The sequence below is a fragment of the Methylophilus sp. 13 genome, assembly GCF_015354335.1.
Lineage (GTDB): Bacteria > Pseudomonadota > Gammaproteobacteria > Burkholderiales > Methylophilaceae > Methylophilus > Methylophilus glucosoxydans.
In genome coordinates, this window is record NZ_JADKYR010000002.1 from 106314 (window position 1) to 129651 (window position 23338).

At 52.5% G+C, this 23338-nt stretch carries 22 protein-coding genes; 9 read left to right on the plus strand and 13 right to left on the minus strand.

Annotated features, from left to right (window positions below; genetic code table 11):
• Positions 1-20: 20 nt before the first annotated feature.
• The 7 genes from acpP to INP77_RS04670 all read right to left on the minus strand — a co-directional run bounded on the left by acpP (position 21) and on the right by INP77_RS04670 (position 5167).
• Positions 21-257, minus strand: coding sequence for an acyl carrier protein (acpP, locus tag INP77_RS04640; protein WP_018985321.1), 237 nt, complete (start codon positions 255-257; stop codon positions 21-23).
• An 86-nt stretch (positions 258-343) separates the two neighbouring features.
• Positions 344-1084: a 3-oxoacyl-ACP reductase FabG gene (fabG, locus tag INP77_RS04645; RefSeq protein ID WP_194747680.1), complete on the minus strand. Its 741-nt coding sequence runs from the start codon at positions 1082-1084 to the stop codon at positions 344-346.
• Between the two features lie 10 nt (positions 1085-1094).
• Positions 1095-2018 (minus strand): ACP S-malonyltransferase, encoded by a 924-nt coding sequence (gene fabD / locus INP77_RS04650; protein ID WP_194747682.1) that lies wholly within the window; start codon positions 2016-2018, stop codon positions 1095-1097.
• An 83-nt stretch (positions 2019-2101) separates the two neighbouring features.
• On the minus strand, positions 2102-3043 hold the full coding sequence (locus INP77_RS04655; protein ID WP_228518732.1) for a beta-ketoacyl-ACP synthase III: 942 nt from the start codon (positions 3041-3043) through the stop codon (positions 2102-2104).
• A 48-nt stretch (positions 3044-3091) separates the two neighbouring features.
• Positions 3092-4144: a phosphate acyltransferase PlsX gene (gene plsX / locus INP77_RS04660; RefSeq protein ID WP_194747684.1), complete on the minus strand. Its 1053-nt coding sequence runs from the start codon at positions 4142-4144 to the stop codon at positions 3092-3094.
• A gap of 127 nt (positions 4145-4271) precedes the next feature.
• Positions 4272-4451 (minus strand): 50S ribosomal protein L32, encoded by a 180-nt coding sequence (rpmF, locus tag INP77_RS04665; protein WP_018985326.1) that lies wholly within the window; start codon positions 4449-4451, stop codon positions 4272-4274.
• Positions 4452-4660: 209 nt separating this feature from the next.
• Positions 4661-5167 carry a DUF177 domain-containing protein gene (locus INP77_RS04670; protein WP_194747685.1) on the minus strand — a complete coding sequence of 169 codons (507 nt, stop codon included), beginning with the start codon at positions 5165-5167 and terminating at the stop codon, positions 4661-4663.
• Between the two features lie 340 nt (positions 5168-5507).
• Here INP77_RS04670 and INP77_RS04675 point away from each other — a divergent pair, with 340 nt between their 5' ends.
• The 5 genes from INP77_RS04675 to INP77_RS04695 all read left to right on the plus strand — a co-directional run bounded on the left by INP77_RS04675 (position 5508) and on the right by INP77_RS04695 (position 11839).
• Entirely contained in the window at positions 5508-6926 is a 1419-nt protein-coding gene (locus tag INP77_RS04675; RefSeq protein WP_194747686.1) for an acetyl-CoA carboxylase biotin carboxylase subunit, read from the plus strand.
• 41 nt (positions 6927-6967) lie between these two features.
• Entirely contained in the window at positions 6968-8815 is a 1848-nt protein-coding gene (gene oadA, locus INP77_RS04680) for a sodium-extruding oxaloacetate decarboxylase subunit alpha (protein ID WP_194747687.1), read from the plus strand.
• 61 nt (positions 8816-8876) lie between these two features.
• Positions 8877-9473 (plus strand): Maf family nucleotide pyrophosphatase, encoded by a 597-nt coding sequence (locus INP77_RS04685; RefSeq protein WP_194747688.1) that lies wholly within the window; start codon positions 8877-8879, stop codon positions 9471-9473.
• Between the two features lie 94 nt (positions 9474-9567).
• A complete protein-coding gene (locus INP77_RS04690; protein WP_194747689.1) occupies positions 9568-11007 on the plus strand; it encodes a DUF4139 domain-containing protein in 1440 nt (479 codons plus the stop codon).
• A gap of 118 nt (positions 11008-11125) precedes the next feature.
• Positions 11126-11839 carry an SAM-dependent methyltransferase gene (locus INP77_RS04695; protein ID WP_194747690.1) on the plus strand — a complete coding sequence of 238 codons (714 nt, stop codon included), beginning with the start codon at positions 11126-11128 and terminating at the stop codon, positions 11837-11839.
• Positions 11840-11843: 4 nt separating this feature from the next.
• Here the strand turns inward: INP77_RS04695 and INP77_RS04700 are convergent, their stop codons facing one another.
• Complete coding sequence (locus INP77_RS04700; RefSeq protein WP_194747691.1) at positions 11844-12287, minus strand: helix-turn-helix domain-containing protein; 444 nt, start codon at positions 12285-12287, stop codon at positions 11844-11846.
• Between the two features lie 146 nt (positions 12288-12433).
• Between INP77_RS04700 and INP77_RS04705 the strand changes: the two genes are divergently transcribed.
• Together INP77_RS04705 and dinB are read left to right on the plus strand one after the other, a co-directional pair.
• Positions 12434-12919 carry an ester cyclase gene (locus INP77_RS04705; protein ID WP_194747692.1) on the plus strand — a complete coding sequence of 162 codons (486 nt, stop codon included), beginning with the start codon at positions 12434-12436 and terminating at the stop codon, positions 12917-12919.
• A gap of 407 nt (positions 12920-13326) precedes the next feature.
• Positions 13327-14484 carry a DNA polymerase IV gene (gene dinB / locus INP77_RS04710; RefSeq protein WP_194747694.1) on the plus strand — a complete coding sequence of 386 codons (1158 nt, stop codon included), beginning with the start codon at positions 13327-13329 and terminating at the stop codon, positions 14482-14484.
• Positions 14485-14517: 33 nt separating this feature from the next.
• On the opposite strand, the gene mutL is transcribed toward dinB, so the two are convergent.
• Positions 14518-16407 (minus strand): DNA mismatch repair endonuclease MutL, encoded by a 1890-nt coding sequence (mutL, locus tag INP77_RS04715; protein WP_194747696.1) that lies wholly within the window; start codon positions 16405-16407, stop codon positions 14518-14520.
• A 34-nt stretch (positions 16408-16441) separates the two neighbouring features.
• Between mutL and INP77_RS04720 the strand changes: the two genes are divergently transcribed.
• Entirely contained in the window at positions 16442-17965 is a 1524-nt protein-coding gene (locus tag INP77_RS04720) for a helicase-related protein (RefSeq protein ID WP_194747698.1), read from the plus strand.
• A gap of 95 nt (positions 17966-18060) precedes the next feature.
• Here the strand turns inward: INP77_RS04720 and INP77_RS04725 are convergent, their stop codons facing one another.
• Positions 18061-19386: an N-acetylmuramoyl-L-alanine amidase gene (locus INP77_RS04725; protein ID WP_194747700.1), complete on the minus strand. Its 1326-nt coding sequence runs from the start codon at positions 19384-19386 to the stop codon at positions 18061-18063.
• A complete protein-coding gene (tsaE, locus tag INP77_RS04730; protein ID WP_194747702.1) occupies positions 19377-19835 on the minus strand; it encodes a tRNA (adenosine(37)-N6)-threonylcarbamoyltransferase complex ATPase subunit type 1 TsaE in 459 nt (152 codons plus the stop codon). The genes INP77_RS04725 and tsaE overlap by 10 nt, the downstream gene beginning before the upstream one ends.
• Here tsaE and queG point away from each other — a divergent pair.
• Positions 19834-20946, plus strand: a complete 1113-nt coding sequence (gene queG, locus INP77_RS04735; RefSeq protein ID WP_194747704.1) for a tRNA epoxyqueuosine(34) reductase QueG — start codon at positions 19834-19836, stop codon at positions 20944-20946. The genes tsaE and queG overlap by 2 nt on opposite strands.
• On the opposite strand, the gene INP77_RS04740 is transcribed toward queG, so the two are convergent.
• On the minus strand, positions 20938-21885 hold the full coding sequence (locus tag INP77_RS04740; protein ID WP_194747706.1) for an ROK family protein: 948 nt from the start codon (positions 21883-21885) through the stop codon (positions 20938-20940). The two genes, queG and INP77_RS04740, sit on opposite strands and share 9 nt — an antisense overlap.
• On the minus strand, positions 21878-23335 hold the full coding sequence (gene malQ, locus INP77_RS04745; protein WP_194747708.1) for a 4-alpha-glucanotransferase: 1458 nt from the start codon (positions 23333-23335) through the stop codon (positions 21878-21880). Before malQ ends, INP77_RS04740 begins: the two co-directional genes overlap by 8 nt.
• Positions 23336-23338 lie beyond the last annotated feature (3 nt).

Genomic DNA, 23338 nt, shown 5'->3' on the forward strand with positions numbered 1-23338 from the left:
TGAAGAATGAAGTCAATGAATTACTTGAGGTTTGCGTTGACGTAGTCAATCGCTTGCTGCACTGTAGTGATTTTTTCAGCTTCTTCGTCAGGGATTTCGCAATCGAACTCTTCTTCCAAAGCCATTACTAATTCTACGGTGTCCAGAGAATCTGCACCCAGATCATCTACGAAAGATGATGTGTTTTTTACGTCAGCTTCGTTTGCACCTAATTGTTCACAAACGATTTTCTTTACGCGTTGTTCGATGTCGGACATCTAAAATACCCCTTTGTTGATAAGTGTCGTGTACAGTAAACCAGTATTCTAGCAAAACTTGCCCAGAATACCAAAGAAACTAAATATTAAGCGCAGTACATGCCGCCATTGACATGGATGGTTTCGCCCGTGATATAAGCGGCCGCTGGCGAAGCCAGGAAAGCCACTGTCGCCGCGATTTCATCCACAGCCCCCAAACGCCCAAGCGCAATACGCTCCAGCATTTTGGTCTTGATATCGTCAGGTAGTTCAGCGGTCATATCCGTGGCGATAAAGCCAGGCGCCACACAGTTCACAGTAATACCGCGACTGCCGACTTCTTGCGCCATAGACTTGGTAAAGCCAGTCATCCCAGCCTTGGCCGCTGCGTAGTTGGTCTGCCCGGCATTGCCCATATGACCCACCACGCTGGAAATGTTGATAATACGTCCCTGACGCGCTTTCATCATTGGACGCAATACCGCCTGACTCATGCGGAATACGGACTTCAGGTTGGTCGTCAAGACCGCATCCCAGTCTTCGTCTTTCATGCGCATGAGCAAGGTATCTTTGGTGATGCCGGCATTATTCACCAGGATGCTGACATCCCCATACTGCTCGGCAATCTGCTTTAATACCGCCTCAATTTGTTCAGGCTGTGTCACATCCAGCGACATCCCGACGCCGTTGACCCCAGCTGCTTTCAAATGGGCGGTGATTGCTTCTGCGCCACTGGCAGAGGTCGCCGTACCAATCACGGTGGCTCCCTGCTTGCCCAGGGCTTGTGCAATCGCTGCACCTATGCCGCGGCTGGCGCCCGTCACTAATGCGATTTGTTGGTCAGACATGGTCTCTCCCTTATTGCGTAATCAATGTTTGCATGGCTTCGTCATTGACGAGCGCAACACAGCTCACCTCGGCCACAATGCGCTTGGCTAAACCAGCCAGCACCTTGCCGGGGCCACATTCAGCGGCGCTCAGCACCTCTTGTGCAGCCAGCTGTTGCACGGTCTCCACCCAGCGGACCGGGCTATAGAGCTGGCGAACCAGCGCGTCTTTAATCTGCGCGGCATCCGAGTAGGCTGCGACATCGGCGTTATGCAAGACAGGCACGATCGGCGCCTGTACATTCACGCCATTGAGATATTCGCGCAGCTTTTCAGCCGCTGGCTGCATGAGGTCGCAGTGCGAAGGCACGCTGACAGGCAATGCGAGCGCACGCTTGGCCCCTTTCGCCTTGGCTAACTCCATGCCACGCTCAACCGCCGCTTTGTCACCGGCAATGACAACCTGGCCTGGTGAGTTGAAGTTAACGGGCTGCAAGACTTGACCTTGTGCCGCCTCGGTACAAACAGCACGCACGGTATCATCATCCAGCCCCAAGATCGCAGCCATGGCCCCCTGGCCTTCCGGCACGGCTTGCTGCATAACCTGGGCGCGAAATTTTACCAGTGGCAAGGCATCCGCAAATGAAATGGCATTGGCTGCAACCAGTGCAGTGTACTCACCAAGACTATGACCCGCCATCTCGGTTGGCAACTGGCCACCCAGCGCCTGATAAACACGCCAGGTAGCAATACCGGCGGTCAGCATGATGGGTTGTGTGTGTTCAGTCATATTAATTTCTTCATTTGGCTCGGTGGCCATTTTCCAGAAATCCACACCCAACACAGCAGAGGCTTCGTCAAAGGTTTGTTTGACGATGGCATGCGCTGCTAGCCCTTGCATCATGCCCACAGACTGTGAACCTTGACCAGGAAAGAAAAAAGCAAATTTAGACATATTGATTCAGTTATTTATTCAATTAAAACGGTCATGCAAGCACGGCATGCTTCATTGTAGAACCTTGGTACTGTTAGCACTGGTTAGTACTTTACCAAGACTGAGCCCCAGGTAAATCCACCACCAAAGGCCTCCATAAGCAAGGTATGTCCCCGCTGGATGCGCCCGTCACGCACAGCCACATCCAGTGCGAGTGGAATTGAGGCTGCGGAGGTATTGCCATGGCGATCCACTGTCACGACGACTTTATCCATCGGCATTTCCAGTTTTTTGGCCGTTGCCTGCAAAATACGGATATTAGCCTGATGCGGCACCAGCCAGTCAATATCTGACTTTTGCATCTGGTTAGCCTCCAGCGTCTCATCGACGATCTGATCCAGTGTATTGACCGCCATTTTGAACACAGGATTCCCTTCCATCACCACCGTGTCAGGCCCATCAGGATTGCGCGGCACATGTAAATAGGTTTCGTAGTTACCATCGGCGTGGATGTGGGTAGAAAGAATACCGGGTTGCTCACTGGCTTGCAGGATCACCGCACCGGCACCGTCGCCCCATAAAATGCAGTTGCTGCGGTCGCTGTAATCAGTAATACGGGTGAATGTATCCGCCCCAATCACCAGGACATTGCGGGACTGGCCAGACTTGATGAACTGGTTGGCGGTGGTCAGCGCATAGACAAAGCCACTGCATACCGCCTGTACATCAAAAGCGGGACAGCCGCTGATGCCCAATTTGCGTTGCACCATGGTCGCCACACTTGGGAAAATCTTGTCAGGCGTGGTTGTTGCCACAATAATCAGGTCAATCTGTTCAGCCGCGATGCCGGCCGCGTCAATCGCCTGACGCGCCGCGTGGGTCGCCAGATCGCTGGTACGCTCATCCGTGACGCGGTGGCGTTGTTTGATGCCAGTTCGGGCGTAAATCCACTCATCGGTGGTATCCACCATTTTTTCCAGATCGGCATTGGTCAAAATATGGGGTGGCAGGTAGCTTCCAGTACCTGCAATGCGAGCGTAAATCATTCGTGCGATTATGCCTTAATTGGTTTGAAACACCTAACAAAAAGGGGTTCAGGGTTGCTCGGAGGTCGTCAGATGCTCAATCTCCAACTGCGACTGAATACGCTTGAGGACACCACTCTGCGCCTCTTCCATCGCGACATGAATCGCATGGTAAAAACCGACGCTGTCTGCGCCACCATGACTCTTGACCACAATGCCACGCAAGCCCAAAAAGCTTGCCCCATTATAAAGTCTTGGATCTACCCGCTTTTTAAAGGCCTTTAGCACCGGGAAAGCGCCCAGCGCCATCAATTTGGTCAACCAGTTACGTTTAAATTCCTGGGTGAGGAATTTACCCATCATATGCGCAAGGCCTTCGGTGGTTTTCAACGATACGTTGCCCACGAAACCGTCACAAACGACCACATCTGTCGTGCCCTTGAAGATATCGTCGCCTTCTACATTGCCGTAAAAATTCAAATGACTGCCGCGTAACAACTCCGCCGCCTGCTTGACCACCTCATTGCCCTTGATATCTTCAGAACCGATATTGAGCAAGCCCACGGTTGGATTCGGCTTATTGGTCAGGCAGCTCACCACCATCGCGCCCATAATGGCAAACTGGTACAAATGCTCAGGCGTACAGTCGGCATTCGCCCCCAGATCCAGCATAAATGTACTGCCTTTTTCAGAGGGTAAAGTCGAGGCAATGGCTGGCCGGTCAATCCCGGGCAAGGTTTTGAGGACAAAGCGCGCGGTCGCCATCAATGCACCGGTGTTACCGGCACTCACGCAAGCCTGCGCTTCTCCCGTTTTCACCATATTAATAGCCACCCGCATAGAAGAATCTTTTTTGTTCTTCATCGCACTTTGTGGCGACTCATCCATCAGCACCACTTCACTGGCATGGCGGATACGCAATCGCGGCCCCGGCTGGACATTCAAGACCTTAAGCTCGGATTCAATTGCCTCTTGCAGGCCGACCAGGATAATGTTTAATTCAGGATTTTCGTTCAGAATTCGAACTGCCGCGGGCACAGTCACATGCGGACCGTGATCTCCTCCCATGGCATCAATGGCAATCACTACTTCATGTGAATGCACGTGTTGACCAGTTGTCATGTGATTTTCCAAGTTTGTTAACTTTGCGCGTTTAAGCGCAGCCATCACAGCGGCTTACGTCAGATACGCAAACGCCGCGCATTTTACTGCGCGGCGCGTTTTAAAGCGGTTCGCTTTAATGTGGCGATTATTCGCCTTTTGCAGGCATCACTTTGCGGCCACGGTAAAAACCGTTAGGGCTCACGTGATGACGCAAATGCACTTCACCTGTGGTTGGCTCAATTGCCAAAGGTGGGTTAGTCAAAAAGTCGTGGGAACGGTGCATACCACGCTTGGAAGGTGTCTTTTTGTTTTGCTGAACGGCCATTTAAGTTACTCCAATATCAAACCGCCACACCTCATGTATCGAAGCTCAATGACAGTTTATAAAACAAACTCGGTTATTAATAAATTAAAAATGCTACCTAATCCAGCATTATAAAATAACTCAGGGATAACTGCAAATAAATCATGCAAATATCGCTTTTCATTGGTTTATTTGCCATGATTCGCGGCATGAACACCCAGCTTACGGGGTTATTTGTCCAGCTTCAACTGCTTGAGCACAGCAAATGGATTCGGCTTTTCACCCGCAGACTGCTGTAATTGTGTACACGCCTCTTCATGCATGACAGAGATAGGCAGCGCCATCAACAACTCATCCTCGACCAACACTTCCAGTGACGACTCATCCGTAGATTCCAGCCAATCCACCGTTTCATCTTCTAGCAATGCTTCCGGCGGCTCATCACAAAGCGCAAATTCAAAGGTCATCTCTAGCGACTCTGGCATGGGCTCAAAGCAGCGCTGGCACACCAGCGGCAAAGTCGTCTGCAAACTTAGCGCCAGCATAGGCAGCGACACCTCACCAAAATAGCGGGATGGCAAGCCTTGCAACCGATAATGCACCTGCATGCCGTCGAGCGCGGCCGCATCCGTCACTCCTAGCGCTTGCAACGCCTCATGTAACCTGGGCATAGCGCTCAGCGCTAACACCCCCTCAACGGTTTTTTGCTGCTTTGCCAGCTCCTGAAAATGCGCCATGATCTTTACCAAACAATTCAATCAACTATTAAGCCGGCACTATAACAAACTCAATGATCATTGACGACTAAAACACGGACAAGGCCAGCACTAAAATGACAGGCCTCTGTTTAAGCGCAAGGTTTGTTGTTATAATGACACCGCATCACGCGGCGCTCTGTTCAAGGGCGCACCCATGGTGCCGGTTTGCCTGATCGGCCATTTGTTGCTGTAGCAAAGACGACTCCAAACCACAACCAAATCAACTTGAACCGTTTTATATTCAGTCTCCTGGAGATTGAAAAACTCGGTTGAGTTACTAAAAGACTCTAGTCCTTTTTTCTTGCTTTAAGGGTAATGTGTGTTTAAGAAAATTTTAGTCGCGAATCGCGGTGAAATTGCGGTGCGCATCGTACGTGCCTGCTCTGAAATGGGCATTAAATCGGTAGCTATTTACTCCGATGCTGACCGCCATGCGTTGCATGTTAAAAAGGCAGACGAAGCCTATAACATTGGCTCAGACCCTGTCGCAGGCTACCTGAACGCACACAATATAGTCAACATTGCTGTGGCTGCAGGCTGTGACGCCTTGCATCCTGGTTATGGCTTCCTGTCAGAGAATCCAGAACTTGCTGAAGTCTGCGCACGTCGCGGCATCAAGTTCATTGGTCCTGATGCCGACGTCATCCGTCAAATGGGTGACAAGATCCAGGCACGTAATGCCATGATTAACGCAGGTATTCCTTGCGTGCCAGGCAGTGAAGGCAATCTGGAATCGGTAGAGGCCGCAGTGACTTTGGCCAATAAAATTGGCTATCCCGTGATGCTCAAGGCGACGAATGGTGGCGGTGGCCGCGGAATTCGTCGTTGCGATAGCGAGAAAGAGCTGCTCAGCAACTATGACCGCGTCATTTCAGAAGCCAGCAAAGCCTTTGGCAAGCCAGAAGTCTTTCTCGAAAAGTGCGTGGTGCATCCGCGCCATATCGAAGTGCAAGTGCTGGCCGACTCACATGGCAATGTCATTCATTTGTTTGAACGCGATTGTTCCATCCAGCGTCGTAACCAGAAACTGATCGAGATCGCCCCCTCTCCACAACTGACTCAAGCCCAACGTGAATATATCGGTGGTCTGGGTGTGAAAGCGGCTAAGGCCGTCGGCTATGAGAACGCAGGCACGGTTGAGTTCTTGCTGGATTCAGACAATAACTTTTACTTCATGGAAATGAACACGCGCTTACAGGTAGAGCATACTGTGACCGAGACCATTACTGGCGTGGACATTGTTCAACAGCAGATTCGTGTTGCGGCCGGCTTACCGCTGCAATACAAGCAAAGTGAAATTGCTTTCCGTGGCTTTGCCATGGAGTACCGGATTAACGCAGAAGACCCGAAAAAGGACTTTTTGCCCAGCTTTGGTAAAATCACCCGCTACTATGCGCCCGGCGGTCCGGGTGTACGTATGGATGCGGCGATTTACAGCGGATATGTCATTCCGCCTTATTACGACTCCATGTGTGCCAAACTGACGGTCTGGGCCCTGGATTGGGAAAGCGTGATTGAACGCGGTCGCCGTGCCTTGAATGACATGATTGTCTATGGCGTCAAAACGACCATTCCATACTACCAGCAGATCATGCAGCATCCGGACTTCCGCGCCGCTGATTTCAATACCAGTTTTGTGGAGCAACACCCCGAGCTGACTGAGTACGACGTAGGATTACCCAAAGAGTTAATGGCAGCCGCCATTGCGGCTGCGATTGCCGCCCATGAAGGTATTTGATTAACCCGCATTGCAAGATATTTATTTAGATCGACAAGACTATGAGCAAAATACATGTCACCGAACTCGTTTTAAGAGATGGTCACCAATCCCTGATTGCAACGCGCATGCGCACCGAAGACATGCTGCCGATCTGCAGCAAGCTGGATGAGATTGGGTTCTGGTCTCTCGAAGCCTGGGGCGGTGCAACCTTTGACGCTTGCGTCCGCTTTTTGAAGGAAGATCCATGGGAACGCCTGCGCAGCTTGCGTAAAGCCTTGCCCAATACGCCTATCAATATGTTGTTGCGTGGCCAGAACTTGCTGGGCTACCGTCATTACTCTGATGACGTCGTGCATGCCTTTGTCAAACAGGCAGCTGATGCCGGTGTCGATGTGTTCCGTATTTTTGATGCAATGAACGACATCCGCAACCTGAAAACCGCGATTGAAGCCGTTAAATCGGTCAAGAAACATGCCATCGGCACCCTGTCCTTTACGACCAGCCCGGTGCATGATGTGGCCTACTTTGTGAGCATGGCCAAAGAGCTTGAGGCGCTGGGCTGTGACAGCATTGGTGTCAAGGACATGGCTGGCCTGCTGACACCGACCATGGCCGCCGAACTGGTCAAGGGTCTGAAGGCTGCGGTCAGCGTGCCCGTACACATGCACAGCCACGCCACCTCCGGTCTGGCCAGTATGGTCTTGCTCAAGAGCGTGGAAAGCGGCGTGGATATTATTGATACCTGCAACTCTTCATTCTCCGAAGGTGCCAGCCATCCGACCACAGAAAGCCTGGTGGCCGCATTGAAAGGCACGGAATACGACACAGGCCTCGATTTAGGCAAATTGCAGGAAATCACCGCCTACTTTAAAGAAGTGCGCAAGAAATACTGGCAATTTGAAAGCGAGTTTACCGGCGTGGATACACGCGTCTTGGTCAACCAGGTACCAGGAGGCATGATTTCCAACCTGTCCAACCAGCTGAAGGAACAAGGTGCGCTTAACCGTATGGACGAGGTGCTGGCCGAGATTCCACGTGTGCGTCAAGATCTTGGTTATCCTCCGTTGGTGACGCCCACCTCGCAAATCGTCGGGACACAAGCTGTACTGAACGTATTGACCGGTGGCCGCTACAAGTCCATTACCAACGAAGTCAAAAATTACTTGTTAGGCCAATATGGCAAAGCTCCTGCGGCAGTGAATGCTGAGGTGCGTAAACAAGCGGTCGGCGATGCTGAAGTCATTACCTGCCGTCCAGCAGACTTGCTGCAACCAGAAATGGTCAAGCTGCAGTCCGAGGCCGAGCGCTTTGCCAATAACGAGCAAGATGTATTGACCTATGCCATGTTCCCGGACATTGGTAAAACCTTCTTGCAAGAACGCAATGCAGGCTCATTAAATCCCGAGCCATTGTTGAGCAAAGACGCGGTCACCCAGCAAACAGCGGCCGCCCGTTATGCGCCGAATGAGTTCAACATTACCCTGCACGGTGAAACCTACCACATCAAACTGACCGGCAGCGGTCACGCGGGTGAAGAGCGCAGACCTTACTATGTCAAGGTAGACGGCATTTCTGAAGAAGTGTTTGTTGAGACCTTGAGCGAAATGGAAGTCAGCGGTGGCGGCAGTAACGGCAGCAAGAAAAAAGCCGCTGCAGTCGCCGCGAGTGGGCGTCCACGCCCTCACCATCCAGGCTGCGTCACCACGGCAATGCCAGGCACGATAGTGACGGTAAAAGTGAATGTGGGTGACAAAGTCAATGCCGGTGATGGCGTGTTGGTGATCGAAGCCATGAAAATGGAAAACGAGATCCAGGCCAGCAAATCGGGCACCGTGGTCGCCATTCACGTGGCCAAGGGCGACAGTGTCACGCCAGATGAAACACTGATTGAAATTCAACCTGAATAATTACAATCAACAAAAATCCCTGAAGCAATTCAGGGATTTTTGCTTTTGAGCTGCCTGATCCATGAAACAATCACTGATTCTTGCCTCCTCTTCACGTTACCGTCGTGAAGTACTGCAAAAGCTGCATTTACCGTTTACCTGCTTGTCACCAGAGATTGATGAAACCCCGTGGCCAAATGAAAGCCCCGAACAGACTGCTTTGCGCTTGGCAGAGGCCAAAGCCCGCAAAGTGGCAGAAACCCAGCCTGATGCGCTGATTATTGGCTGCGACCAGGTCGCGACCGTGGATGGTATGCAGATAGGTAAACCTGGTAATCATGCCAATGCTGTCACGCAACTCACCATGCTCAGCGGCAAAGAGGTGGTTTTTCATAGTGCCTTGTGCCTGTATGACAGCCAACGGCAGCACCTTCAAGCCACCATCGTGCCCTATTTCGTTAAATTCAAATCCTTAAGTGCCAGCCAGATCGAGACCTACCTGCGCCTTGAACAACCTTATGATTGTGCAGGCAGTGCCAAATCTGAAGGCATGGGCATCGCACTGCTGGACTATATGCGCGGCGATGACCCGAATGCGCTGATAGGACTGCCCTTGATTGCCTTGGTCGAGATGCTGCGACAAGCGGGTGTAGACGTATTATCGGCTTCAACTCGATAGCATAAAACAAAGTCGTGTGTTAACTTTTGAACGGCCAATGCGTTTAGGCAGTCTCATGCTTAAAACGCAAATAACCCATAACGAAAGGATACACATGCGACTCAGCACCCTGCTATTTTTCTCCATGGGGACGGCTGCATTGACGTATGCAGCCGCTGCACAAGCGGAAACCACCCTCACCAGCCCGCAATCTGACCAGACCAGTGTGGCGGTGACGATTTACAATGAAGACCTTGCGCTGGTCAAAGACAGTCGCAAGTTAAAGTTAAGCAACGGGCTTTCTGCCGTTTCTTTCCGCGATGTCAGTGCGCAGATCAAGCCTGAAACCGCCTTGTTGCGTAGCTTGCTCCCTAACACCAGCTTGCAGGTGCTGGAGCAGAACTTCGACTTTGACTTGCTCACCCCGCACAAACTGCTGGAAAAATATGTCGGCCAACAAGTCACCGTGATTCGTACCAACCCGAACACAGGTGCCGAAACAGAAGAAACAGCCACCGTACTCTCTGCCCAGGATGGCCCGGTGCTCAAAATAGGTAACCGTATCGAAACCGTGATCCCGGGCCGTATCGCCTATCCTAACGTCCCCGGCATGCTCAAAGACCGTCCAACCCTGACGACGCAGTTGCAATATAAAGGCGGTGAACAGTCCACTCTGGAGCTCAGTTACCTCACAGGCGGCTTGCAGTGGAAAACCGACTATGTCGCTGAGCTCAGCAGCAAAGAGGATGCGATAGATCTGTCTGGCTGGGTCACGCTCACCAATACCAGCGGCACCAGCTATCCCAACGCAAAAGTGCAACTGGTGGCAGGGGATGTCAACCGTGTGCGTGAAGTCATGCACCCCAAAACCATGATGATGCGCGCGGATGCCATGGTCGCCGAAGCCGCCATGCCCACCGAGCAAGCATTACTCGAATATCATTTATACACCCTGCCACGCCCCACCACCATTGCAGAAAACCAAACCAAACAAGTGGCCTTGCTTTCTGCGCAACATATCCCGGCGCATAAAGAGCTGGTGCTGAATGGCTCGGAGTATTATTTCCAGGGTCAGTATCCTGATATCGACAAAAAACTCAAAGTACAGGTCTTTGTAGAATTTGATAACAAAGAAAGTAGCCAGTTGGGCATTCCTCTGCCTAAAGGCACCATGCGCGTTTACAAAAAAGATCACGACGGCACGGCACAGTTTGTGGGCGAAGACCAGATCGACCATACACCAAAGAACGACAGGGTGCGCCTCAAACTTGGCAATGCCTTTGATGTGACGGCTGACCGTGTGCAAACCGATTTTAAAAACCTGAGCAAGCAAAACCAGCCACCCGTGTATGAAAGCGCTTATACCATCACTTTACACAACGCGAAAAAAGAAACGGTCACCGTCACCGTGCAAGAGCCGATTGCAGGTAGCTGGAAAATACTAAGCGAATCACAGCCACACCAGAAAACCAGTGCCCACCAGGCCAGCTGGAAAATCAATGTGCCTGCCGATGGCGATACCACGCTGAAATATCGTGTGCAGGTGAAATATTAGCCTGCCACACTCCCGCTCAACATGCTTCAAGGGCGTCAACAAAAGCATTCTTGCAAAAGAATGCTTTTTTGCTGTCTGGCCGTGGGATAATCACGCTGTTTAACTCATTAAGATTGCCATGACTGCTGGAACCCTCTACTTTATTCCCGTCCCCCTCACGGAAGACACCACGCCCCAACAAGTCGTACCGCCTGAAGTCATACAACGTATGCACAGCTTGCGTCACTTTATCGTCGAGAACGAAAAAACGGCCCGTCACTTTCTAGGCGCCAGCGGGCACCCAGTGCCTATGCGTGAAATCACGCTCACGGTGCTGACTAAAGATACACCGAATAAAGACCTGCAAAAGTTACTGCAACCTGTGCAACAGGGCATGGATGTTGGCTTGATGAGTGAAGCCGGTTGTCCGGGTATCGCCGATCCAGGGGCCGCGCTCGCCGCCGTCGCTCATCACAAAGGCATACGCGTCTCCCCGCTCATCGGCCCCAGCAGCTTGCTGCTGGCACTGATGGCCAGCGGCTTGAACGGCCAGAGATTTACGTTTTTAGGCTATCTTCCCAGCGATAAAAATGAACGTATCAGAACCATCAAAGGCATTGAGTTTGACTCAAAAAAACAGCAAGCTACCCAGCTGTTTATTGAAACACCCTACCGCAATCAGCATGTATTAGAAGACCTGATTGCTAACCTGCAAGCACAAACAAAATTATGTGTGGCCTGCAATGTGTCAGGCAAAGAAGAATTGATTGTGACAAAAACAGTGGCTGACTGGAAGAAAGCACCCCTGCCAGATTTGCATAAAAAACCGACCGTTTTTTTGCTGCTAGCCTAAGGGATCAAAAACGTACCACCCGCACACCAGAGGCAGCCTCGATATTAGAGGCTGCCTGCTGCGCCTGATCATAATCACGTTGCGCTTGCAACACCTCATCCATATGCGTCTCAGACCAGTCCCGCAATGCGGCTAGCAGGCCCACCAGCGTGTTCCCCAGTGGTGTCATCTTGTACTCCACTCTTGGCGGCACCTCAGGATACACCGTACGCGCAATCAGCCCGTCTCGCTCCAACCCGCGCAATGTTTGCGTCAGCATCTTTTGTGAAATTCCACCAATCTCGCGCTGCAAGGTGCTAAACCGCTTGGTTTCATTCTCCAGCAACCCCAATACCAGTACCGTCCACTTATCTGCTATCCGGTTCAACATCAAACGTGTCGGGCACGCTGCCTGATACGCATTCCAGCTACTGACAATCTGCAACGGTTGTTCTATCTGTTCCAGCATGGTTTTCCCTCGGTATCCAAGACGTTCAAGTGAGTAACAAGTGCATAAGTTACTTTAAGGTGCCTACTTACTAAAAGTAACCATTGAAATTATGATGCGCAACACCTACAGCACGCAAGCATTTTCAACTCACTTAAGGAAGCCATATGCATCTATTCAAATCGCTGCTTACCACCTTGCTATTCACCACCCTGTTAACCAAAGGAACCCTCACCATGGCACAAGACCAAACGCAACAAAACAAACAACTGCTGGCAGACTTTGCCACTGCCGTCTTTGTGAAAAAAGACCTGAGCCAACTGCCCAACTTCATGCAGCCAGGCTATATTCAACACAACCCGCTCGTGCCACAAGGCCTGACTGGCTTCGAGCAATTCTTTAGTGCCTGGTTTAAAGCTGTACCAGACTGGCACTATCAACTGGAAAAGCTGGTCGCCGAAGGGGATACCGTTTGGGCGTACGGCGTGTACTCCGGGACGCAAAAAGGCGACTGGTTAGGCATCCCGGCTACAGGCAAACACTACAGTATTTACGCCGTGGATATTTTCAGGATCGAGAACGGTAAACTGGCCGAGCACTGGGATGTGCTGGATGCTTATGGCTTGTTCAAACAACTAGGTGTTATTCAGTAACTTTCACCGATTAAAAAGGCCTATCCAAGATAGGCCTTTTTTGCGCCTACAGCAATATCCGCTACCGCACTGCTTAAAGCGATTTAAACTATATGATCCAACCGCGGTATTAATCAATCAGTACATCGCTGTTGAAAAAACGCATGCAACACAATCATTACCGAGAAACGGAATGAATAGGCCGCCCAAGTGGGCTATTCTTACGGCGGTTTTCATAGCGGATAAAGCAATGGTGATTGTAGAGGCCGTTTAAAAAAGCACTCTTGGACAAGAATTGTTTTTAAGTACTATCGTGGGATAATCCGGCTTTGCAATCTCCTCTATCTCTTTGGCTGCCATCCTTGATACTTCATTTTATGCGTAAATCTCTGATTGTTAATCTGCTGATCAATTAGTGAGTGCCGGACATGTCAGACCAAGAGCACAGACGCATCGCACATATTGATATGGATGCTTTTTTTGCATCTTGCGAATTGTCACGCTACCCGGAGTTGAAAGGCTTGCCCATGGTGGTGGCCGGTGGCTCCTCACATGTGCCGAGGATCAGAGAAGATGGTACACGCGAATTCTCGCGCTTGCGTGATTACGCAGGGCGCGGCGTGTTGACCACAGCCACCTATGAAGCGCGGGCGCTAGGCTTGAACTCGGCCATGCCCACCATGCAGGCAGCCAAACTCGCGCCCGATGCGGTCTTGCTACCGGTCAACTTCGAACTCTATCGCCATTACTCGCAATTGTTCAAAGCAGCGATTCGTAGCATCAGCCCGCAGGTGGAGAATATTGGGATCGATGAAGTCTACGCCGATGTTTCAACGCTGCCAGGAGACGCCACCGAGATTGCACAACAGCTGAAATCGGCCGTATTCGCTGCCACCGGCCTGACCTGTTCAGTCGGGATCGCCCCCAATAAACTATTGGCAAAGTTATGCTCTGAAATGCAAAAGCCAGATGGCATCACGGTCATCACGATGTCAGATGTCCCCAGCCGCATCTGGCCGATGGCGGCAAAAAAGATCAATGGCATTGGTCCCAAAGCCAGTGCAAAACTCGAATCGTTGCAGATTAAGACCATAGGCCAAATCGCAGCTATGAGCGAAGCCTGGCTTGTTCAACATTTTGGCAATCGCTATGGCAGGTGGCTATACCGTGTTTCTCGCGGGCAGGACGACAGACCGGTCGTGACAGAAAGCGTTCCGGTCTCCATGAGCAGGGAGACCACTTTCGAACGCAACTTGCATCCGGTGAGAGACAAACCAGCACTGAGCGAGGCATTTACCCGCTTATGTGAACGTGTCGCCAACGATCTGCAAAAGAAAGGCTATACCTGCTGCAAGGTCGGGACCAAGCTGCGTTTTGAGGACTTTAAAACGGTCACGCGTGACCTCACCTTGTCAACGGCGATCAGCGATGCGAAATCGTTACGGCTTTTTGCTGGAAAATGCCTGAAAAGGATAGATTTAGATAAGAAAATACGATTGTTAGGCGTTAAAGTCAGCGGTCTGCTGCGTGCTGATCGTATAGACCAAACAGATTCAGCGCAATTTACCCTAGACTTTGACGAGTAAGACGCACACGCGTTTAAACTCGGGGCTAGACGGCTACTGCCCCCGCATAAACATCTTGTCCAAATCGGCCAAACTCACCTGAAACCAGGTGGGTCTGCCGTGATTGCACTGCCCGCTTCTTTCAGTCGCTTCCATATCACGCAACAAGGCGTTCATTTCAGTAATGGTCAGTTGCCGGTTAGCACGAACGGCAGCGTGGCAGGCCATGGTACCCAGTACTTCATTTTGGCGTTCTAGCAGCACGCGGCTGGCGCCATATTCGTGTAAGTCGCGTAATACAGCACGGGCCAACGTGACGGCATCGGCATCTTGCAGCATGGTGGGGATGGCACGAATGGCAATCGTGGTGGGTGACAAGGTAGCCAACTCAAAGCCCAGTTGCTGTAATGTGTCGCTGCCTTGCAAGGATTGCAGCGTGGCAACTTCAACTTTTTCGGCATAAAAACTGATGGGAATCAGCAACGGCTGAGTTGCGATGGCCTGCTCGCTCAGGGCATTTTTCAGGCGCTCGTACATGATGCGCTCATGCGCGGCATGCATATCGACCACCACCATACCTTGGGCGTTTTGGGCAAGGATATAAATCCCATGCAACTGCCCCAGCGCAAACCCCAACGGGTATTGTTGCGGCAGATCTGGCGTGGGTTGTATCGGCTGATCCAAGGCCACCACCGAGGCAAAAACCTCTAAAGAATTACTTTCAAGGATGGTCGCTTGATCCATCGCGGCCGGTTTTAAGTCGCCGTAGAGTTGACCATAAAACTGCTGCGCCATGTCACCCCCGTTGCTGATATTGGGGGGGTAGCTGCCGCCAAAGGCCGGGCGATTGTGCAGTGGCATTTCCACTTGTTCGCGTGGCATGCTAAACACAGAGGCATCCGTGCCTGGGCGGAAGGGATTAAACGGCGCTTGCACAGGCTGACTGGCTTGTATCTCGGCAGATGTTTTGCCCAGGGCCTTGTGCAGGCTATGAAAAATAAAACGATGTACCGCTTGCGATTCGCGGAAGCGGACTTCGGTTTTGGCGGGATGCACGTTGACATCGACCAGGGAGGGATCCAGCTCAAGAAACAGCACAAAAGCGGGATGTTTATCGCCGTGCAACACATCCTGATAGGCTTGCTTGATGGCGTGTGCAATCAGTTTGTCGCGCACAAACCGGCCATTCACAAACACATATTGGCTATCGCGGCTGTGGCGCTGGTAAGTGGGCGAAGCGGTCATCCCCCATAGGCGCAAGCCACCGCTATGCTCTTCTAGCCAGAGGCTTTGTGCAGCAAATTCGCTCCCTAACACATCGGTGATGCGTTGCTGCGGGGTATTGGCCGCCAAGCGGCTAATGGCTTTGCCATTGTGCTGCAACAAAAAACCGATATTCGGACGCGACAGGGCGACGCGGGTAAAGGCATCTTCACAATGGCCAAACTCGGTATTTTCGGTTTTGAGAAACTTGCGCCGCGCCGGGGTATTAAAATACAAATCATGCACCTCAACAATGGTACCTGCATCCAGTGCGGCCGGGCTCAGCTGTGGCGCTTGCGTGCCTTCTGCAGCGATTTGCCAGGCATGACTGGCGCTTTGCTGACGACTGGTGAGCACAGTACGCGAGATAGAGGCGATACTGGCCAATGCCTCGCCCCTGAAGCCCAGGCTGCCAACTTGTTCGAGATCTTCAAGACTCTCAATCTTGCTGGTGGCATGCCGTGTCAGCGCCAGGGCCAATTCATCCTTGGCAATCCCGTGACCATTGTCGGTGACTTTCAGCAACTTGATACCGCCTTGTTGCAAGGCCACCTGAATCTGCGTGCTTCCAGCATCCACACTGTTTTCAAGCAGCTCTTTCAGGGCGGAGGCTGGGCGCTCAACCACCTCACCGGCGGCAATTTGAGAAATCAGTTGATCGGGGAGAAGTTTAATTTGCATCTTGGCATTTTAAACCGTTTGGTAGAATGACTGTATGTTCTCACAAGAATTTCAGGCGTATTTATCTCGCTTTACCCTCGCCCGCCAGCTGGGTCGCCAACATCATTTTTATGTCGGGCCCACCAACTCAGGCAAAACCTATCAGGCACTCGAAACCCTGCGCCAGGCTGAGTCTGGCGTTTATCTCGCGCCGTTACGACTGCTGGCAATGGAGGTCCGCGACCGGCTGATGCAGGCCGGCGTCCCTTGCAATCTGGTGACTGGCGAAGAACGTGTCATGGTGCCCGGTGCCAGACACACCGCCTCCACCATCGAAATGCTGCGGCCAGACCACGCCGTAGACGTCGCAGTGATTGATGAAATCCAGATGCTGATGGACCCGGACCGTGGCAGTGCATGGACGGCGGCGCTGGTCGGGGTCCCGGCAAAACAAGTATTTATCTGCGGGGCCAATAGCGTCACCAGCAGCTGTACCCGCGTGCTAGATGCGCTCAACGAGCCCTACACTCTCACTCATTTACAGCGCATGACACCGTTGCTGATCGAAGAACATAGTATTTGCGGTGCACGCTACCACGCCGCCAAACTACGCAAAGCACTACACACCGGTGATGCCATCATCGCCTTTAGCCGCAAAGATGTGCTCACACTGGCTGCGCGTATCCGCCAATGGGGGCTGTCTGTGGCCACCATCTATGGCGCCCTCTCGCCTGAAGTCCGCCGCGTCGAGTCTGCGCGTTTTGCCAGCGGCGAGGCGCACATCCTGGTCGCCACAGATGCCATAGGCATGGGGCTCAACCTGCCGATTCGCCGCGTGATTTTTGCCAATATCCATAAATTTGACGGCATCGCCTCGCGGCCGCTCAATGCCACCGAAATGCGCCAGATTGCCGGTCGCGCCGGACGCCATGGCTTATATGACACGGGATATGTCACCGTCCTGGAAGACGACGAGCAATGGCATTTACAGGCCATGTTAGACGCCGATGACACGGTGCCACCATTTGCCTTGCCGATTGCGGTTGGTGGCGGGGATATTGAAGCGCTGAGTTTACGCATCCCTACCTGGCGACTGGCCGAATGCATGGAGTACATGCACAAGCAATATGCCAGGTCACCCGGCCAGCATGTCTTGCAGTGGCAAGTGACAAGCCTGCAACACCAGCAAGCCATGCTGATAGACCAAACCGCACCGCAACTCTGCATGCGGGACAAATACCGCTTGATGTGCGCCCCGCTCGCGATCCAGGTGCCGATTGCACGGGACTATTTTTTGCAATGCGTACAAGCCGTCGCTACGCAACAAGCCAGGTCATTGCCGCAAATGCCAGAATGGCTGAATGGCCAACAGGCGCAATATCTGGAACAGGCCGAACTCATATGCCAGCATTTGAGCTTGTATAGCTGGTTATCGTATCAATATCCACACATCTTTGTGGATAGCGCATTGATTGATGACGCCAGGAAAAAGCTCAATGGTTTTATTGGTCGGGCGTTGAGAGTTCAGGCGGGCTATGGGAAGACGCAGCGAGAGGCGGAATTAGGGCAATACTTTTAATAGCACTTCTACCAAGAACGCTTACGGCGTCCTTTTCGCATGTAGGCAAAGATAAGCCCAATCATCGAATGACTTTTGAACCAAATAAATAACGCTTATTTTTTAGCGAAGGAAGGATTGGTCGCAATATAAGACTTCACGCCAGACAAAATCGCATTGACCAACTTATCCTGATAAGCATCATCATTCAACCTGGCTTCTTCTTCAGGATTGCTGATAAACGCCGTCTCGACCAGAATCGAAGGGATATCCGGTGATTTAAGCACCGCAAACGCCGCTTGTTCAACATACTTGGAATGGAGCGTATTGATTTTAGCGATGCGTCCCAGCACGGCTTTACCCATGCGGATACTGTCGTGAATAGTGGCCGTTTGCGACAAATCGAGTAAGGTTCTTGCCAGGTCCATATCGCGGGTATCAATCGCCACACCACCAATCAAGTCTACCGCGTTTTCCTTTTTCGCCAGGTAGCGGGCGCCAGCACTGGTGGCGCCACGCTCAGACAGGGCAAACACAGAAGACCCTTTGGCGGTGCTGTTCACAAACGAGTCGGCATGGATGGAAATAAACAGGTCGGCCTTGGCCGCCCGTGCTTTTTTGACACGGTCCCCCAGTGGCACGAAATAATCGCCATCGCGGATCAGGATCGCTTGCATGTTTTCTTCGGCATCGATCTGTTGCTTGAGCTTGCGCGCAATGGCCAGAGTAATGTTCTTTTCGTGGCTGCCATTGGAACCGCGTGCACCAGGATCTTCACCGCCGTGACCGGCATCGACGGCAATGGTAATGAGTTTTTGGCCAGGTTTTGCCTGTTTGAGTGGTTTTTCAACTGGCTTGTCGGCCACTTTATCCGCCGGTTTTTCGGCAGATTTTTCCACCGTTGGATTGGCATTGTCTGGTGTGGGCTCGGCTGCTTTTTCAGCGGGTTTGTCGTCTTGACGTGGCACTTCTTGCAATTGCCGGGAAGGTGTCAGTACCGGGCTCGCCATGGCTGACTCGACAGGACCACCCGCAGGGCCTATGCTGATGGCCAAGCGTTGTTGCGAGCTGCCCGCATTCATATCGGTGACCTGCGGTTTAATATCAGATTTGATGTCAAAAACGATACGCGCCGTTTTCTCGGTAAACGGCGCAATGCGGATTTTAGACAGGTAAGGATGTTGGGCATCCAACTGCAGCGCGAGCGCTTTCAGGGTCGGGCTGATGGCAACACCGTCCATATCAATCACCACGCGAAATGGATTATCCAGCGTGAAGACACGGTATTTGACTTGCTGGTCGAGCAAAAGCTCGACATGTGCCTGACCGCCTTGCTGCTGCAAATTGGCCAGGATGACTTCAGCGGCATGTGCGGCCTGACTCAGGATGAAGAACAGGACTGGCAATAGCCAGCCCAGGCAATGCTTACGATTTACTGGCATAGTGTTTCCAAGGCCAGCGCCTGCTGACTTGTGATGTGCAGCACGCGGCCGTGCGGCAGGATATCAAAGCGAATCTCGATGTCTGCGACAGGCAATAGCTCGGCTGCACGCTCAGGCCACTCGACCAGACAAACACTGGCAGGGTTGAAATAATCGCGGAAGCCGGCAGCTTCCCACTCTTCTGCATCCTGAAAGCGGTAAAGATCAAAGTGATAGCACGTGGCGAATGGCAGCATATAGGGTTCCACCAGCGTATAGGTGGGGCTTTTCACTTTGCCGACATGCCCCAAGGCATGCAGCATGCCGCGCACCAGCGTGGTTTTACCGGCCCCCAGATCACCGTGCAGGTAAATGACCTGCCCAGGCTGCAATTGCTTTGCCAGCACGCTTGCGGCATGCACGGTCGCTGCTTCGTCTTTTAAAATCTGTGTAGAATACGTTTCTGTCATGTCACATCAATCACATCCCGTCCCGATTCAACTGCCTGATGTTCATGTCGCTGCGCAAATGGCAGCGACCATCAAGGGCTGGGCGCGAGAACTGGGGTTTGGCAATATCGGCATTACCGATACCGACTTGTCTGCCGCGGAGCCTGAATTTTTAAAGTGGCTGGACAAACAATACCACGGCGACATGGATTATATGGCAAAACATGGGACCAAGCGAACCCGTCCGGCAGAATTGGTGCCTGGCACCTTGCGCGTGATCTCGGTCAACCTCAATTATTTGCCCGCAGATGCAGCCGACGGCTGGCAGGTGCTGGAGAGCCCTGAGCAGGCTTATGTCGCCCGCTATGCCATGGGGCGCGATTACCATAAAGTGATGCGGCAAAAATTGCAGCAATTGTGTACCCGCATCAGCGAGACCTTTGGCAGTTTTGAATACCGTGTATTTGCGGACAGTGCGCCGGTGATGGAGGTAGCACTGGCGACCAAAGCGGGTGTGGGCTGGCGCGGCAAACATACGCTGCTACTCAATCGCCAGCAGGGATCATGGTTTTTTCTGGGGGAAATTTATACCAACCTGCCGCTACCCGTGGACCCGCCCATCTCAGCACATTGTGGCAGTTGCACTGCGTGTATTGATGTCTGCCCGACCGCTGCCATCGTTGCACCTTACGAACTAGACGCCCGCCGCTGTATCTCTTACCTCACCATAGAACATCAAGGCAGCATTCCCGAGGAGTTAAGGCCACTGATGGGCAACCGGGTGTATGGCTGTGACGATTGCCAGCTAACCTGCCCGTGGAACAAATTTGCCGTCAGGACCTCAGAGCCCGACTTTGCGGTACGGCATGGACTCGACAGCTTGAGCCTGGTGACCTGTTTTGGCTGGACCGAAGCTGAATTTCAGCAAAAAATGGCGGGGAGCGCGATCTACCGCATAGGCTACACGCAGTGGTTGCGCAATATTGCCGTCGGCTTGGGTAATGCACCGACGTCGATGGCGGTGATTGCAGCACTGAAGTCACGGGCACAAGACGAAAATGCCTTGGTGCGGGAGCATGTAGCCTGGGCACTGGCGCAACACCAGGCGCACGCGCATGAAGGGTTATGCTGAGCGGGTGGTGGACTCGGCCAGCAAGGCAGCACCCAACATGCCCGCAATATCGCCAGAACGAGATAGATGAACCACGATCTTGCCTCTGAGTACCGGGATCAAGTCAGCTTCTAGCCGTTGATAAAACGCCTCAGACATCAGCGACCATGCGGCAACCACGCCACCGCCAATCAAAACGGTGCCAACATCAACCACCTTGAGTACACTCGCCAGCATTTGCGCCAGTTTGCGACCAGCATCCGCGTAGACTGCGCGCGCATGTTCATCGCCCTGCTCCGCAGCCAGCGCAATCTCCAAAGCACTCCTTGCCTGGCCAGTCAACTCGGCATAGCCTTTGCTGATGCCGGTGGCAGAAGCATATTGCTCGACGCAACCTCGGTTACCACAGCCACACAAGCGGCCTTGATGCTCGACAATAATATGCCCGGCCTCGAGCGCATAACCATGCTGCCCGGCCCAAACATGACCATTCACGACCAAGCCGGCACCCACTCCGGTGCCCAGGCCCAGATACAGCAAACCACCAGCTGGCTGACCAAGCAGGCTAAATTCCCCAAAGGCTGCAGCATTGGCATCGTTCTCGACCCGGATATTGAAACCAAGCCGGGCACCCAGATCGTGGCCCAGATTCACGTTCAACAAGCCCGGTAAATTGGGCGATTGCGCCAGGATGCCCGTGTGCGGATCAATAAAGCCGGGAAAACCAATGCCGATACTCTGAATCGTCGGATATTTTTCAAGCAATGGCTGGATGGCTTCTGCCGTAACCGCAATAATCTTTTGCCAGGCCTGTGCTGGCGAGTGCTGCTTGCAAATGGCAGAATAGTTTGCCTCAAAACGCGTTTCTTCAATCAGGCGCAGATCAGAAAACACACCTAAACGCAGATTGGTCCCGCCCACATCCAGACCCAAACGATAAACCGGAGTCACATCACGCATGGAAGCGGCCACTTTCTTCAACACTGTGTCTAAAAGACAATAATTTCTCTTCACTCAGTTGCGACCATTGCATGCGCCAACACCAGTTGCCTTCTATGGTGCCTGGCGTGTTCATGCGCGCCTGGCTATCCAGCGCGAGAATGTCTTGCATGGGGATAATTGCCAGCTTGGCCTGGCTCTCCAGGGTCAGTTTAATCAAGGCAGCAGGCATTTGCGGAGGATGTTGATTCAGGTAATCATGTAAATGATTGCGCACATGCTCTGGCGCGGTGAGGTACCAGCCCAGGGTGGTATCGTTATCATGCGTGCCGGTATAAGCGACGCTGTTTTGTTCTATGTTTTCTGGCAAGTAAGGATTGTCTTCACCGCCACCAAACGCAAACTGTAAAATTTTCATGCCAGGCAAGTCGAATCCATGGCGCAAGGCATCCACTTCTGCGGTGATGATGCCCAAGTCCTCAGCCACCAGACTCAGCTCCGGGAAGGTCTCGGTGATGGCGTTTAACAGCGCTTCACCTGGCGCCTCTTGCCAAGTCCCGTTAATGGCAGTGGGCTCTTCTGCGGGGATTTCCCAAGCGGCCTGCAAGCCCCTGAAGTGATCAATCCGTAGCACATCAAACAGCTGTGCCTGCGTATCGATACGCCCCAGCCACCATGAAAACCCATCTTTTTGCATGGCCAGCCAGTCGTAATGCGGATTCCCCCAGCGTTGTCCGGTTTCAGAGAAATAGTCTGGCGGCACACCCGCTACGACGGTCATGTTGAGGGTGTCATCCAGCTTGAACCATGCGGGATGCGCCCAGACATCGGCACTGTCGTAAGCGACAAAAATCGGGATATCGCCAAACAAGCGAATGCCGCGCTGATTGGCGTAACGCTTGAGCTGCGCCCATTGCTGAAAAAACACATACTGCGTGAATTTAATCAGCGTCAACGGCTCCTGGTGCGTGACCCGATAAGCTTGCAAGGCTTGTGGATCATGCTTGCGGTAAGCTTGTGGCCATTGCTGCCAGCTTTGATTATGGTGCTGCTCACGCAAGCAGCCAAACAAGGCAAAATCTTCCAGCCAGTATTGCTGCGTCTGACAGAATCTCGCAAACCCGGACCACGACAGACCATGGCCTTCACCATGTGTGGGGGCGCTGCCTGACTGCACGCGCGCCATGACTTTGGCCATCAATGCAGGCAAACTCAGCGTCAGCTCATTGGGCAGACACCAGCCATCAAGCTGCAATTGCTGCGCGCTGATCATGCCGCTATGTCCTGCATGCGCGGAGACACTTTGATAGGGCGACTGGTCTCCATGTGGCTGGTTGACCGGCAAGGTCTGCCAAACCGATACGCCCATTTTGACCAGGGTGTCTACAAAACGATAGGCCTCTGGGCCGAGATTGCCCTCAGGCAATGAAGTGATGTGCATCAGCACACCCGCTTGTCTATGTTGCGTCATGGA